At 52.7% G+C, this 14,682-nt stretch carries 15 protein-coding genes; 14 read left to right on the forward strand and 1 reads right to left on the reverse strand.

Features of this window, described 5'->3' with window-relative positions:
* From ACYZTL_RS21190 to ACYZTL_RS21200, 3 genes are all read left to right on the forward strand, one after another.
* Nucleotides 1-2,037 carry a site-specific integrase gene (locus tag ACYZTL_RS21190; protein WP_461953376.1) on the forward strand — a complete coding sequence of 679 codons (2,037 nt, stop codon included), beginning with the start codon at nucleotides 1-3 and terminating at the stop codon, nucleotides 2,035-2,037.
* Entirely contained in the window at nucleotides 2,034-2,957 is a 924-nt protein-coding gene (locus ACYZTL_RS21195; RefSeq protein WP_461953377.1) for an AAA family ATPase, read from the forward strand. The genes ACYZTL_RS21190 and ACYZTL_RS21195 overlap by 4 nt, the downstream gene beginning before the upstream one ends.
* 368 nt (nucleotides 2,958-3,325) lie before the next feature.
* Entirely contained in the window at nucleotides 3,326-4,210 is an 885-nt protein-coding gene (locus tag ACYZTL_RS21200; RefSeq protein WP_461953378.1) for a hypothetical protein, read from the forward strand.
* A gap of 106 nt (nucleotides 4,211-4,316) precedes the next feature.
* Here ACYZTL_RS21200 and ACYZTL_RS21205 read toward each other — a convergent pair whose 3' ends face one another.
* A complete protein-coding gene (locus tag ACYZTL_RS21205; protein ID WP_461953379.1) occupies nucleotides 4,317-5,537 on the reverse strand; it encodes an MFS transporter in 1,221 nt (406 codons plus the stop codon).
* 122 nt (nucleotides 5,538-5,659) lie between these two features.
* Here ACYZTL_RS21205 and ACYZTL_RS21210 point away from each other — a divergent pair, with 122 nt between their 5' ends.
* The 11 genes from ACYZTL_RS21210 (at nucleotide 5,660) to arsJ (ending at nucleotide 14,301) form a co-directional block, all read left to right on the forward strand.
* Nucleotides 5,660-6,157, forward strand: a complete 498-nt coding sequence (locus ACYZTL_RS21210; protein ID WP_461953380.1) for a MarR family winged helix-turn-helix transcriptional regulator — start codon at nucleotides 5,660-5,662, stop codon at nucleotides 6,155-6,157.
* 66 nt (nucleotides 6,158-6,223) lie between these two features.
* Nucleotides 6,224-6,727 carry an arsinothricin resistance N-acetyltransferase ArsN1 family A gene (locus tag ACYZTL_RS21215; RefSeq protein WP_461954350.1) on the forward strand — a complete coding sequence of 168 codons (504 nt, stop codon included), beginning with the start codon at nucleotides 6,224-6,226 and terminating at the stop codon, nucleotides 6,725-6,727.
* A 14-nt stretch (nucleotides 6,728-6,741) separates the two neighbouring features.
* Entirely contained in the window at nucleotides 6,742-8,097 is a 1,356-nt protein-coding gene (locus ACYZTL_RS21220) for an FAD-dependent oxidoreductase (RefSeq protein WP_461953381.1), read from the forward strand.
* Nucleotides 8,098-8,426: 329 nt separating this feature from the next.
* Nucleotides 8,427-8,840 (forward strand): arsenate reductase ArsC, encoded by a 414-nt coding sequence (locus ACYZTL_RS21225; RefSeq protein WP_461953382.1) that lies wholly within the window; start codon nucleotides 8,427-8,429, stop codon nucleotides 8,838-8,840.
* A gap of 8 nt (nucleotides 8,841-8,848) precedes the next feature.
* Complete coding sequence (locus tag ACYZTL_RS21230) at nucleotides 8,849-9,205, forward strand: metalloregulator ArsR/SmtB family transcription factor (RefSeq protein ID WP_175375644.1); 357 nt, start codon at nucleotides 8,849-8,851, stop codon at nucleotides 9,203-9,205.
* 42 nt (nucleotides 9,206-9,247) lie between these two features.
* On the forward strand, nucleotides 9,248-9,718 hold the full coding sequence (locus ACYZTL_RS21235) for an arsenate reductase ArsC (RefSeq protein WP_461953383.1): 471 nt from the start codon (nucleotides 9,248-9,250) through the stop codon (nucleotides 9,716-9,718).
* Nucleotides 9,719-9,735: 17 nt separating this feature from the next.
* The gene (arsB, locus tag ACYZTL_RS21240; RefSeq protein ID WP_461953384.1) at nucleotides 9,736-10,809 is read left to right on the forward strand and encodes an ACR3 family arsenite efflux transporter; all 1,074 of its coding nucleotides are present in this window, start codon (nucleotides 9,736-9,738) and stop codon (nucleotides 10,807-10,809) included.
* Nucleotides 10,802-11,518, forward strand: coding sequence for an arsenical resistance protein ArsH (arsH, locus tag ACYZTL_RS21245; protein WP_461953385.1), 717 nt, complete (start codon nucleotides 10,802-10,804; stop codon nucleotides 11,516-11,518). The genes arsB and arsH overlap by 8 nt, the downstream gene beginning before the upstream one ends.
* Nucleotides 11,519-11,530: 12 nt before the next feature.
* The gene (locus ACYZTL_RS21250; RefSeq protein ID WP_461953386.1) at nucleotides 11,531-12,043 is read left to right on the forward strand and encodes a cyclin-dependent kinase inhibitor 3 family protein; all 513 of its coding nucleotides are present in this window, start codon (nucleotides 11,531-11,533) and stop codon (nucleotides 12,041-12,043) included.
* A 23-nt stretch (nucleotides 12,044-12,066) separates the two neighbouring features.
* The gene (locus tag ACYZTL_RS21255; protein WP_461953387.1) at nucleotides 12,067-13,071 is read left to right on the forward strand and encodes an ArsJ-associated glyceraldehyde-3-phosphate dehydrogenase; all 1,005 of its coding nucleotides are present in this window, start codon (nucleotides 12,067-12,069) and stop codon (nucleotides 13,069-13,071) included.
* A 9-nt stretch (nucleotides 13,072-13,080) separates the two neighbouring features.
* Nucleotides 13,081-14,301, forward strand: coding sequence for an organoarsenical effux MFS transporter ArsJ (arsJ, locus tag ACYZTL_RS21260; RefSeq protein WP_461953388.1), 1,221 nt, complete (start codon nucleotides 13,081-13,083; stop codon nucleotides 14,299-14,301).
* The last annotated feature ends 381 nt before the right edge of the window (nucleotides 14,302-14,682 follow it).

The raw sequence follows: 14,682 nt of genomic DNA on the forward strand, positions 1-14,682 counted from the left end.
GTGGGCCCATATTTTTTATCGAAACCAAACCATGAGCAGGATGGAGAAGAAATTGACATCGTTGAGGCTCGTTGGATTGAATTGGATAAAACATCCGAGTTGTATGCAACTCGAAAAGTTTGCGAGTCGGAAATTTTTGGTAGTGATGTCTGGGACTTTCGTAAAGTTGGAGTCGACCGGCTTTTTTTTGATTCGCTGATCGGTCATACAGGTCGTGAGTATCTACCAATAAGACTGCTGCTAAAGCTTGTTGCATTCGTACTGATAGGGTTTAACGCCAGGGTTGAGCGCTCATATAGAACGGCGCACAATATTTTGTATGGCGCGAAGCAGTTAATACGCTGGTTGATTTCTCGCGAATATTTGGTTGCTGCTAACCCAAATGGTTATTTTAAGCTGCCCAGTGATCTTCAACCGGAAGAGTTAAAAGATATATTTAATTCTGTTGCGGCGACATCATGGCATGATAATACTAAGTTGGACAAATTTCGCTTTTTGTCTGAATGGTGGAAATTATCATATTCTGATGATTATCTTCCAGCTTGTTTAAGATTGGCTTGTGATCCACTTGACGGTAAAAACATAGGGGACTTACTCGTCAAGAGTCCGAATTCGGCTTCAGATACTAATGGCGATGATGAGGATGGTGATGATGATCCGCGTGGTTGGTTGCCCATTCCTTTGGATTTTGCATTTCCTATGGCCAAGCAAGCAGTGGAATATATCGAAGCTCATGCCGACGCCCTAATGAAATTTTATGAGGTCGTGTACGAAGGTATAGTTGACAAGCAAAGTGGAAGTACCGTAAGCCGTGGTCGAGTACTTAAAGAGTGTATGGAACGCGGTATTACGCTGGAGCAATTAGGGGAAGGGCTCCCATTTGCAATTGAGTTTGTCCGTCGCGCCGCGCCTTCCGATGAGTCTAAATTTGGTTATCGGATGGAGCGCAAGGTTGCGGAAAAGTCATTTTCGTATATTAGACGGGCTGCGGTCCTGATTATTCTGTTCACCACAGGGATGCGTGCGCGGGAGTTACGTAATCTGAAAGTCGGTTGCTGTGCTCAAGACTATCGCATTGGCGTGGAAAACTTCTATCGAATGAAGGTGACAATACAGAAGACAAGTGCAGAGTATGTCGTTGGGCAAAAAATCACCTTGCCCGTGCCGGAAATAACATTCCGTGCAGTTAAACTTCTTGAGGTGTTGGGGCGCAGGAATCGTCGTGAGGATTTTCTTGTTGCTCCGCTTCAGAATAATGAAAAAAGTGATCATGTAACGGGTCCGGTATCTCATCAGAGTATCATCAATTACATCCAGGATTTTTGTACGGATAGCGGTATCGATTATCGGCCTCATCCACATCAGTTTAGAAAGACCATCGCAGGTTGGTTTGCACTGAATAGTCCCGTATTAGGGCCGTTGCTTGTAATGAAGCTGTTCTCGCATAAAAAACTTAGCATGACTGAAATGTATTTTCGAAATAACCCACTTATTAGGTCTGCTCGTCAAGAGGTATTGGTCGAGCAGTCGTTGAAACTGGTTAAGAGCATCAGTCGTGCACTGCAATCGGGAAAAGTTGCGGGTGTTTCGGGTGACCGGCTCATGGCTGGAGTAAAAGCAGAACCTATTTTTGAAGGGTTGACGGGTGATAGGTTAGGTGCGTCGATAGAAGAATATCTGCGGGAGCGTGCTCTTCACGGTTCGATGCACTTTTTGCTGACTCCTTTCGTTATCTGCGTACTCAATCCTGATGATACTGACCAAAAGCCGTGCTCACAGTTGATTGCGAAGTCTGGAGGCATTGGCGGTGATGTCGCATCGATGGGGCTTCCTTCGCCAAGTAAATGCGTAGGCGCAAAATGTGATCATTGCTTGCTGACAGAATGTGAGTCCAGCAGTCTTGAGCAATCGCTTGAGTTTTATCGAGAGCTTATCCATGGAGCGGACTCTGAGGGTTACTCACAGAACCTGCATTTGCTGAAGTCTGCGAAAGAGTTTGTAGCGGAATATACGCCGCTTTTGGAGCAGATAAGATGAGTGACAGCTGGTTGAGGCTTGCACGAGCTGAACAGAGCATTGAACGTCTTCGTGCTGTTTGCCTCCGTTCAGGTAAAAAAATGTCGGTTAGGCAACTGGCCACCGAATCTGGTGTCGATAGAAAGTACTTTTACGGCCATATAAAAACGCCCGATGATAAACTTCGGCTTCGTTGGAAGAAATTGGGTGATGAGGTTAAAAAATTTAACCTTTCTCTGAACGCTGGGCGCGAGGGTGCCAATGGCGAGCAGTTGTCTGATAGTGATAAATTGCGAAATGCATTGATTGAAAATCACACGCTTGTTGAAAGTGCGGAGCAACTTGGCCTTATCAAAGCTCGGATGGAGGGGCAGCTCACCCAAGCGAGAGAAAAGAACGAAATACTGGAGGGACGGATCAGGTCCTTAGAGGGGCGCTTGAATGTTGAGCCTATAAGAAGCGGGCCGTACATTCCATTCACCCACAAACCGTTAGTCCTGTCACCAGACCGGATTGCTACCGGCAACGATTCGCTGAGTCGAACCAAGGCATGGGTGAGTGCTATTAACGAGCTTAGAATAGTGCTGGCTAGGCCATTGGAAAAAAATCTATACCTGACTATTGGAGTGCCTGGTAGCGGTAAGACTACTTGGGCACTCGCACTACAGGCTTCCAATCGATTGCCTGTTATCTTCGACGCTTGCAACATTACTAAATCGGACCGCTATGAGGTTCTGAATGTAGCCAATTCATATAAAGACGTACGTTGTATTGCAGTAGTGTTCCGAGTGTCATTGGATGTAGCGTTGCAACGGAATGCGAGTAGAGTAGGCGCCAAACGCGTACCGCCTGAGGTAATTTCTTCAATGTACGAGTCCATTGAATATCCAGAATTATTTGATAGCTTGGAACTGTTCGATGAAATTGTGATGGTGCGATAGTGGTTTGGGGTAGGATCATGTATTTAGAATTTGTAAGAGCCGAGGATGGGGTACAGATACCTCATGTTGCTGGTAAGCTTTCCTTTCCTTTAGTTAAATTTTTGATATATCAACGTAATTCTCCTATGAAAAGAGGAGGGCGCCGGGAAAAGCAAACATTAGAGAATGTCTACAGTCATATGAAGATATGGTTGGATTACTGCGCGGATCTATGACTTGGGTTTGATGAGGTAACCTATGAGGTACACCTTGAAGCGCTGCGTCGTTCCCTGAGGGGGCGTGGAGTCGAGGCAGAATCGCTGAATGTTTATTATCGAACCTGGAGAGGCTTCTACGAGTGGTGTGACTCTCAAAGTATACCTACGCTAATGCAGTTCCCTGCAAAACATAAGGTTGTGCGCAACTCTGATAGCGGAGGGCAAGGCACGGGAGGGTCTTTTAGGGCGTCGTGGGCAGCTGATGTTGATCCGGGTTTGGATAGTGTAGCGGTAGTATCTGACTATAAAGAGAAAATTGTAAATAGTTCGGAGTTCAAAACCTTTTCCGATGCGCTGAGTGACATAGATCCAGTTTTTGAAAAAATTGCATATATGATGGTCACCACTGGGCTGCGAGTTGGCGGGATCACTCAACTTCCGATTGGCGCTAATCGCCTAAATCCTCAATGGTTACGTTATCCTGAACTTAGAGAAAAGAGCCGTAAATTTCAGGAGTTGGTATACATCCCGAAAGGGCGGAAGCGTAAGCTTAAATGCATCGTTCTTACCGAAGCTTTAGCTGTACTCCATGAAGGGTATATAACTACGGTTAGAAGAGTCAGAGTCGATTTGTATCGGGAGAAACACAAGGGCCAGCTCGATGTACCGCTCTGGCTGAATAAGCATGGTAAGGAAGTAAATAAATTCGATATTTGGGAGGCGTTTCGCTCAGCGTCGAAAAAACTTGGGCGGCGCATTACTCCACATTTTATGCGTCACACATATGCTTCTTATGTTGTGTATAACTACTTTAAGGCTAATGGTCTTTCTCCTAGTCTTGCTTATGCGCATGATATTCACGAGCAGCTTCGTATCCAACTTGGTCATAGCGATATGAAAACTACGTATATGTACATACGAACCGTTATTCGCACAAAAATGGAAGCTTGGTTGCCTGTGCTAACACCGTTTATGAAACAGGAAATTGATACGCACCTGTCCGGGCAAGTATTGGCTACAGTCACGCGTTTTTTTGAACCAGACGCGTCTCGCTGATTTTATGGTTAACCAACTTCAGAGAGTCAGTCATGACCGGCGGCTTTCGACCATGTACTCAACCGGTCGAAGAACACATCATTAACTCTGTGCCTCCCAAGCAACATCACTCAACGGGATTTTGAGTTGCTGGCAAACGCCAGCTGGCGATGAAGCACATCAACAAACAGCCGCACATCACACCAAGGAGCACCGATGCTCCACAGAGTTCCAAAATGAAAGCTGCGGCGATGGGGCCACAGGCTTGGGCGACAAGTACCGGTCTTGCGAGCAGTCCCATTCGTATGCCATATCCTTGAGGTCCAAACAGCGCCAATGGAAGAGTGCCGCGAGCGATGGTGAGGATGCCGTTACCTGCTCCGTAAAGTGCAATCGCCACGAAGGCCAACCAGGGTAGGCCTGAGATCAGCAGCCCAAGTCCGATCAAACAAAGTAATACCCCCGCTCGTGCGGACCAAGTCGGGTGGAGATTTCTGCCGATGGAAAACTCTGCCACCCGTGCCGCGACTTGCGAGGGGCCAATCACCATACCGATGGCCAAAGCCACAGCAGTCGCGATCCCCAACTGCTTTAGGACATTCAGCAGGTGTACTGAGATGCCTGATACCACCAGCGCCAGAATCGTCAGCATGGCGCCAATCAACAAGAACAGGTGATTGGTGATATTAGGGCGAGGCTTGGACGCACCGGGTGACTCGGTTGTGACGGGATGAGGCGGTTGTTTTGTGCTTCCAGGAATCAACAAAGCGTGAATAGGGAGCCCGATTAGCAGGTGAGCTGCTGCGATGGCGAAACAGGCGCTCCTCCAGCCGATCCAACTCTCCAGTCCCGCTATCATCGGCCAACCGATGGTGCTGGCGAACCCGCCTAGCAGGGTCAATCCGGTAATCGACGTTCGAGCCCCTTCGCCGAAAAGACGCCCTAGCGTTGAGAATGCTGCATCGTATAACCCCGCCGCCATGGCGACGCCGATCAAGGTCCAGGCGAAGTAGTAAGTGGCAATGTTGCCCGCCAGTCCCATCAATAAGATGCCGAGAGCCAGCAGTATTGAGCTGGTGGCCAGGACTGAGCGTCCACCATGGCGATCAATCTGACGACCCACTGCCGGTGAGGAAGCTCCCGCTACCAGAAGCCCCCAGGACAAGCCACCTACCACGCCGGTGATGGACCACCCGGTTTCTTTAGCTATCGGAGCCGCAAGCACTGCGGGCAAGTAATAGGTCGACGCCCAAGCAAGAATCTGAGTGAAGCCCATCCCCCATACGAGTCTGGAGCGATTGATCGGGGGATGAATCTGCTCTGGAAGTGTCACGACCGGCACGCTCATTTTTAGTTGTCAGTAACAACAAGCTAGCTTCATCCACTGGGGAGCGTCAACCTGAAGATCGGTGTTGACGATTCCAAAATACGAGGATTATTGTTGCAGCTAACAACTAATTTGTGACGGTTATGACAAAGCGTAAAAACGATCATTTAACCCAGGATTCCGAGGACTTGTACGAGGCTTTGAACCAGCTTGTTCGCGTCTATCAGTTCCGTGATCGTGACCGGATCTGCTGTTACGACGTGTCTGTCACACAGTGCTACGCCGTCGAAACCCTGGTCAAAAGGGGCCCACTGCGCCTTCAGGTCTTGGCGGAAGAAATGTTTTTGGACAAGAGCACGGCGAGTCGAGTGATCGATACCCTGGAGCGCAAAGGGTACGTGTCCCGTGTCGAGGATGATGAAGATCGGCGAGCCGTGCGAATCCAGGCCACGGATGCTGGACGTGAGTTGTACGAGAAAATCAGGGCTGACCTGATTGCCGAGGAGCGAGCGATGATCGAGAACCTCTCGCCTGAAGCCAGGCAGGGAGCGTTGAGTTTGCTTAGGCAAATTACGCGGGCCACGGAGATTCGTTGCGGGCTTGTGAGCGAGTGCTGTCCAGCTGTGAAAAGCGAGGATTGAAAAAGGGAGAGTTTTCCCTTTTTTTGCCAAAAATGTTGTTACTACCAACGTAATGGAATGCCAACAATGCAAGTTCGTTTAGCTGAAGCCAAAGATACCGTTTCTATAGCTGCCATCTACAACCAAGGGATTGAGGAGCGTAGTTCTACGTTTGAAACGGCTCCTCGCAGTCCGGCAGACATGCTTGATCGCATCAACGCAATGGAACGTTATCCAGTATTGGTCATGGTCAATGAGGCCGATCAGGTTGTTGGATGGGCTGGGCTCAGTAGTTATCGCGCCCGTGCCTGTTACGACGGCATTGCGGATTTCTCCATTTACCTGGATCGCAGTGTTCGCGGCCAGGGGCTCTGCAAACAGTTGCTTCAGTCATTGCTGAAAGAAGCCGAAGTTCGCGGATTCTGGAAAGTCCTTTCACGCATTTTTACCTTCAATCACGCCAGCCTCGCATTGTGCGAAGCCTGTGGTTTCCGCCAAGTGGGCGTGTATGAAAAGCACGCCTGTCTGGAAGGCCGTTGGCTCGACTGCGCTATTGTCGAGCGCCTGTTTCCGGTCAATCAGCCAGCCTGAAGAAGGATTCAATCATGGAAAATAGTCATCTTCCCGTCGCCATTATTGGAGCAGGCCCGGTGGGTCTCGCCGCCGCTGTCCATTTGCTGGCCAGAGGCATCACTCCACTGATTCTGGAAGCCGGTCCGAAAGCTGGGTCCAGTATTGAAGAATGGGCGCATGTGAAGATGTTCTCTCCATGGCAGTTCAACGTGGACAAGGAGGCGGCCAAGCTTCTGTTGGCCGAAGGTTGGACTCCACCACAGGAAAACGAGTATCCAACAGGTCGTGAACTGCTGGATCGATTTGTTCGACCTCTCGCAGACATCGAACAGGTCAAGCGTCACTTGCAGCTCCATAGCCGTGTTCTGGCAGTCACCCGCGTCGGTCAAGATGTGATGAAGACCCAGGGCAGATCGACAGCTCCTTTCTTGCTGCGTGTTGCAGGGCCAGCAGGTGAACAGGATGTGCTGGCCAGCGCCGTCATTGATTCCTCGGGCACCTACCTGACGCCAAACTGGATGGGCGCCCATGGCATCCCAGCCTTGGGTGAGAACGAGCATGCAGCACACATTGCATATGGCATTCCGGAGGTGCTGGGTCGTGCCCGCAAGCGTTATGCGAACAAACGAGTGCTGGTGGTAGGTGGTGGTCACTCCGCATTCAACGCTCTCCAGGATCTGGTGCGGCTAAATCAAGAGGCACCGCAAACCAAAGTGCTTTGGGCGATCCGGGGTCATTCCCTTGAGCGCATTCTGGGAGGTGGTGCGAATGATCAGTTGGAAGAGCGCGGAAAGCTCGGCCTGAAGATTCGCCAGTTGCTCAATGACGGTGTGATCGAGTTGTTCAAAAACGTCGCTATCGATCAGGTTGTTGGCGATGGCCAAGGGCTGGTCGTGAAGGCGGCAGAGCAGTTACTTCCACCGGTAGACGAAATCATTGTATCGACTGGATTCCGCCCAGACCTGAGCCTGCTTGCTGAGCTACGTGTCTCACTTGATCCCGCAACTCAAAGCCCAGTGCTGCTTGCTCCAATGATTGATCCCAACGAGCACAGTTGCGGTACGGTCAGGCCCCATGGTGCGGTAGAGCTGGCCCATCCCGAGGAAGGTTTGTTCGTTGTGGGGATGAAGAGTTATGGCCGGGCGCCTACGTTCTTATTGATGACGGGGTATGAGCAGGTTCGGTCTGTCGTTGCGGCATTGGCAGGCGATTGGGACGCAGCGAAAAGGGTTGAGTTGGTCCTTCCGGAGACCGGCGTATGCAACTCGGATTTCGATGACGTCGATGATCGCTTGAAAGCTTCGGCAAGTCCGGCGACCTGTTGCGGTGCTGGAGGGGACAGTCCTGAAGTCGTACCTCGCTCCTCGCCAGGTTGTTGCAAAGCCTAGCGTGCAGCAACCAAACCCGCCTTTGACGACGGGGCGGGTTCGAAGGGCGGCCTTTCCATTTCTTCTGCATGTCCAGGTAGTCCTCGAATCCAGGTGCAACCTACTTCTGTATAAGTGACAGATTTATTATGAAAACCATATATACGCAGCCGCAGATATTGGCAGAGTCCCTGCAAGCGCCTTGCTTGGCTAGTGCCTTAATATAGGACCTTGGCTGAAGCTGCTCAGTGAAATTCAGTCGCTTTGATGGATTAATCTACCGTTTACCCTTTACCTCGCATGCGGAAAATCATATATTCGTAATACCGTATATGAGCTGAGGCTTCACAATGACCAGCAAAGCCCGTGTCCTGTTCGTCTGCACCGCCAATGCTGCACGCTCCCAGTTGGCCCAAGCGTTGTTGAGACATACCGACTCAGAGCATTTTGAGGCATTCAGTGCCGGCACAACTCCGACTCAGGTCGATCCGCGTACCTTTGAGGCCCTCTCGCACATTGGTGTGAGCAGCGAAGGCTTACGCAGCAAGTCGATAGACGAATTCCGAGGTGAGCGTTTCGATTACGTCATCACCTTGTGCGATAAGGCCGCAGCCGAATGCCTGTCGCTACCTGGAGCTGGTGAGGCGTTGGCCTGGAGTTTTGAGGACCCGGTGACCAGCACCAAACCCGATGCCTTCCGCCACACCCTTCACGAAATTCATGAGCGCATCAAGATGTTCGTCTTGGTCAAAAACAAACACTGAGAACCGATATGGCAGACCATCTGACTCCGACCACTGTTTTCAAATGCCTGGCTGACGACACTCGGGTGCGCACGATGTTGCTCATCACCCGCGAAGGAGAGCTATGTGTTTGCGAGCTGACCTGCGCGTTGAACGAGAGTCAGCCAAAAATCTCCAGGCACCTCGCACAACTACGGACTTGCGGCCTGTTGTCGGACCGTCGGCAAGGCCAATGGGTTTATTACCGACTGCACCCCAATCTGCCGGATTGGGTTCATCAAGTGCTGACCACGGTGCTGGAAAGCAACAAGCACTGGTTGAGCCCCGATGCCAAACGGCTTGATGAAATGGGTGACCGTCCTGAACGTGCAGCCGTGTGCTGTTAAAGCTGGATCTTCTGATTCCGCCTTCGAATACGAGATCGCTAGATGAAAATCCTGTTCCTCTGCACTGCTAACAGCTGCCGCAGCATCCTTTGTGAAGCGGTCTTCAATCACTTGGCACCGGAAGGCATGAAAGCCTACAGCGCTGGCAGTCAGCCCAAAGGTGAGGTGCATCCGCTGAGTCTCAAGACGCTGGAAAAAGCTGGTATTTCGACGACCGGGCTGTTCAGTAAGTCCAGCGATGTCCATGTAAACCTGGCTCCCGATTTCGTCATCACGGTGTGCGACAAGGCTGCCGGTGAAGCTTGCCCGGTATTTTTTGGACCAGCCACCAAGGCCCACTGGGGGCTGGCTGACCCTTCGGAATACCACGGGACTCCAGAAGACATCGAGGCAGCTTTTGAAGCCACCTTGAAGCAGATCAAAACGCGTATTGAAGCGTTCCTGGCATTGCCGCTTTCCCAACTGAGCGCCGAACAGCTCAAGGCAGAGCTGGCCCTGATTGGCACGCTGTAAGCACAGGAGCAATGATCATGAGTAAAAGCCGTCTTTCATTCCTGGACCGTTACCTGACGTTATGGATTTTTCTCGCCATGGCCCTGGGCATTGGTTTGGGGAGTCTGTTCGAAGGCTGGCCTCAGTGGCTCAACAGTCTTTCTGTGGGCACAACGAACATTCCCATCGCTATCGGTTTGATCGTGATGATGTATCCGCCGCTGGCCAAGGTTCGTTATGAGGAACTGCCGGAGGTCTTCAAGGACAAACGCATTCTCATTTTGTCTTTGGTCCAGAACTGGGTCATCGGCCCGGTGTTGATGTTCGCACTGGCGATCATTTTCCTTCGAGACCAACCGGAATACATGACGGGCCTTATCCTGATCGGTTTGGCGCGCTGCATAGCAATGGTGCTTGTCTGGAATCAGATCGCCGGCGGCAACAATCAGTACGTCGCCGGGTTGGTGGCATTCAACAGCATCTTCCAGATCCTGTTTTTCAGTGTGTATGCCTGGGTTTTCCTCGGGCTGTTGCCGCCGCTGTTTGGCCTGGAAGGCAATGTGATCGAGACCAGCTTTGTCAGCATTGCCCAGTCGGTGCTGATCTACCTGGGTGTGCCATTCCTAGCAGGCTTCCTGACCCGCAAGATCCTCATCGCACGTAAAGGAGCCGTCTGGTTTCAGGAACACTTCATTCCCAAGATCAGCCCGCTGACACTGGTGGCATTGCTGTTGACCATCGTGGCCATGTTCAGCCTCAAGGGTGACGTGGTGCTGCAATTGCCATTGGATGTATTGCGCATCGCGATCCCTCTGACAATCTACTTCGTGGTGATGTTCTTCATCAGCTTCTGGATGGGCAGGCTGCTCAAGGCTGATTACCCACGTACTACCGCGCTGGCTTTCACAGCCGCTAGCAACAACTTCGAACTGGCGATTGCCGTCGCCATTGCCACTTTCGGCCTTGCGTCCCCAGTCGCCTTCGCCACGGTAATTGGTCCGTTGGTGGAAGTACCGGTACTGATTTCCCTGGTCGGTGTGGCCCTGTGGCTGAAACGCCGCTGGTTCGATGAACCCAAGAGCGCTGTTGCGCAGGACAAAGACTATGTTTGATGACCATATCCCCCAACTCGAAACCGAACTGGTTGATCTCCCATCGACTGACAAGCTCGGTATCGAAAAGACCTCCATCCACAAGCCGCGCATTTTGTTGCTGTACGGATCGACCCGAGAGCGCTCCTTCAGCCGTCTGCTGGTAGAAGAAGCTGCTCGGCTGCTGGAGCACTTCGGCGCCGAGACGCGGATTTTCAATCCCTCCGGTTTGCCGCTGCCAGATGATGCTCCCGACGATCATCCACGCGTGAAGGAACTGCGCGACCTGGTGCTGTGGTCCGAGGGACAGGTCTGGTGCTCTCCAGAGCGTCACGGAAATATGAGTGCAGTGTTCAAGGCGCAGATTGACTGGGTGCCACTGTCCATGGGTGCGGTTCGCCCGACCCAAGGCAAAACCCTCGCAGTCATGCAGGTCTGTGGTGGTTCGCAGTCGTTCAACGTGGTCAATCAGCTGCGAGTGCTGGGCCGCTGGATGCGCATGTTCACCATCCCCAACCAGTCCTCTGTACCGAAGGCCTATATGGAATTCGACGATAACGGCCGGATGAAACCTTCCCCGTTTTATGACCGCGTCGTTGATGTGATGGAAGAGTTGGTGAAGTTCACGCTGCTGCTTCGCGACCGTCAGGACTATCTAGTCGACCGTTATTCCGAGCGTAAGGAATCGGCGGAAGAACTCATGAAACGTGTCAATCAGCGCTCCATCTGAGGATTTTTTACCTTGTCACAACACCCATATTCCGTACTGCCGTTGGCACAGTTCGATGGTCAGTTGATCTTCACCCCGTGCCCAGGCACGAAGGGCACCAAGCCCTTCGAGGCATTGCAAACCCTCAAGGATGCAGGCGCATCGGCGCTGCTGACGCTGATGCCGACCGAAGAGTTGCTCCAAAACGAAATCGGCCTGCTGCCCGAAGAATGCCAAATGCTTGGCATCGAGTGGTTTCACCTGCCTGTGGACGATGACCAAGCGCCTGGCGAAGCATTCAAGGCTGCGTGGGAACAGCATCATCCGCGTCTCAAGCAATTGCTGACCGAGGGGAAAACCATCGCCATCCATTGCAAAGGTGGCTCAGGGCGTACCGGTTTGGTTGCCGCTCAACTGCTGATCGAAAGCGGTGTGCCATTCAGCGATGCCATCCGCGATGTTCAGTCGTTGCGTCCACGCGCTATCCAGCATCCTGCCCATGTCGAATACATCGGTCAGTTCGACACCCTGTCGAACTCCCTCTGACAACAGATACAGAGCACAACAACATGACTATCAAAGTTGGTATCAATGGTTTCGGTCGGATCGGTCGCCTCGCTCTGCGAGCAGCCTGGAACTGGCCTGAGTTTGAGTTCGTACAGATTAACGATCCGGCTGGTGATGCAATCACCCATGCGCACCTGATCAACTTCGACTCCGTGCATGGTCGTTGGCACAACGAAGCCAGCGCTGAAGGCGATCAGGTGGTGATTGGCGGCAAGCACATCAAGGTGACCGCGAACAAAGCGATTGCCGACACCGACTGGTCGGGTTGCGATCTGGTGATCGAAGCCAGCGGCAAGATGAAAACCGTGGCGGTCTTGCAGGCCTACCTGGATCAGGGCGTTAAGCGTGTGGTGGTTTGCGCTCCGGTGAAGGAAAAAGGGGCGTTGAACGTCGTCATGGGCGTCAACCATCAGCTGTTCAATGCGGCTGAACATCGCATCGTTACCGCCGCTTCGTGCACCACCAACTGTCTAGCGCCAGTGGTGAAAGTCATCCACGAAAAGCTGGGCATTCGTCACGGTTCGATCACCACCATCCACGACCTGACCAACACCCAAAGCATCCTCGATCAGCCACACAAGGATCTGCGCCGTGCGCGTGCCTCCGGCATGAGCCTGATCCCAACCAGTACCGGATCGGCCACCGCCATTGCCGAAATCTTCCCGGAGCTGCGTGGGCGCCTGAATGGTCACGCCGTACGCGTACCGCTGGCCAACGCTTCGCTGACCGATTGTGTCTTCGAGGTCGAGCGTGCCACCACTGTTGAAGAGGTGAATCAGTTCCTCAAGGACGCTTCCGAGAATGAGCTGAAAGACATCCTCGGTTTCGAGGAGCGTCCACTGGTGTCCATCGACTACCGTACCGATCCGCGCTCATCGATCATCGATGCGCTGTCGACCATGGTCATCAACGGCACCCAGGTCAAACTCTATGCCTGGTACGACAACGAATGGGGCTATGCCAACCGCACCGTCGAACTGGCCAAAATGGTCGGTCTGGCAGTCTAAGGAGCGGTCATGAAAGCGTTGTCAGCCCTCGCTCCGGAAGTGCGGCAGTACCTGCTCGTGACGGGCAACTATTGGGCCTTCACCCTCACCGACGGCGCGCTGCGCATGTTGGTGGTGCTGCACTTTCACGCGTTGGGCTACAGCCCGCTTCAAATCGCGGCATTGTTTCTGTTTTACGAACTCTTCGGTGTGATCACCAATTTAGTGGGTGGCTATCTCGGCGCCCGGCTGGGTCTGAACCGAACCATGAACATCGGGCTGGGCCTCCAGGTCGCGGCGCTGCTGATGCTGACCGTTCCTGTGGCTTGGCTAACCATTCCATGGGTGATGGGGGCTCAGGCGTTGTCGGGGATTGCCAAAGACCTGAACAAGATGAGTGCCAAAAGCTCCATCAAGCTTCTGGTTCCGGATGGGCAGCAGGGCAAGCTCTACCAGTGGGTGGCGATCCTCACCGGCTCGAAGAACGCACTCAAGGGAGTCGGCTTTTTTCTCGGCGGAGCCTTGCTGGCACTGATCGGCTTCAAAGGTGCATTGCTGGCCATGGCGGGTGTTCTGGCGCTGATCTGGATCAGCAGCTTGATGCTGCTGAAGAAGGACCTGGGCAAAGCGAAAGCCAAGCCCAAGTTTCGCGACATCCTTTCCAAAAGCCGGGCGATCAATATCCTCTCGGCGGCGCGGATGTTCCTGTTCGGTGCCCGCGATGTCTGGTTTGTGGTGGCCTTGCCGGTGTACCTGAGCAGTGTCTTCGGTTGGGACTTCTGGAAGGTGGGTGGCTTCCTGGCGGCCTGGGTGATTGGCTACGGCATCGTGCAGTCGTTTGCGCCCAACATCACTGGCAAGAAACGCGGCCACGTACCGGATGGTCGGGCGGCATTTCTGTGGGCCATTGCACTGGCGGGGCTGCCTGCGGCAATCGCTCTCGGGCTGAACACCGAGCTGTCGCAACAGGCGGTGCTGTTGGGTGGATTAATGGTCTTTGGCGCGTTGTTCGCGGTGAATTCGTCGCTGCACAGCTACCTGATCGTGTCCTACGCCAAGGAAGATGGCGTGTCGCTGGATGTGGGTTTTTATTACATGTCCAACGCCATGGGACGGCTGATCGGCACGGTGCTGTCCGGCTGGGTTTATCAGGTGTATGGGCTGGACGCGTGCTTGTGGATATCGAGCGCATTCGTTCTGCTCGCAGCACTGATTTCTATCGCGCTACCGAGGCATGCCAAGGCGATCTGAAATCGCTCTGAGGACGGTTGCAACTTTGCTAGCAGAGCATTCGAGGCAAGGCAGGCAAGCGTGAGAGGCAACGCCCGTTCGCCTTTTTGATGAGTAACGCCAACAGCAATCTTAATACTTCAAGCTGCCGCTGAACCGAGTGATAGAGTTGGGCACACAGGAGAGATATAGAAACAAACAAGGCCGCAAATGCTGCCTTGTTTTGTTCAGGGTGTTACTCGTGCGAGTGGCCGTGCTCAGCGCTATCGGAGCTTGCGCCTTTCTCACCGCCGCCGCATGCCGTCATCAGGCCTAGGAAGCAGATCAGGACCGTCGAACGAATCAGAGTGGTTGGGGTTTTCATGGGAAGACTCTTAAAAAATGGATGAAATAAATGGTCTG

Source organism: Pseudomonas sp. LB3P81, assembly GCF_054897965.1.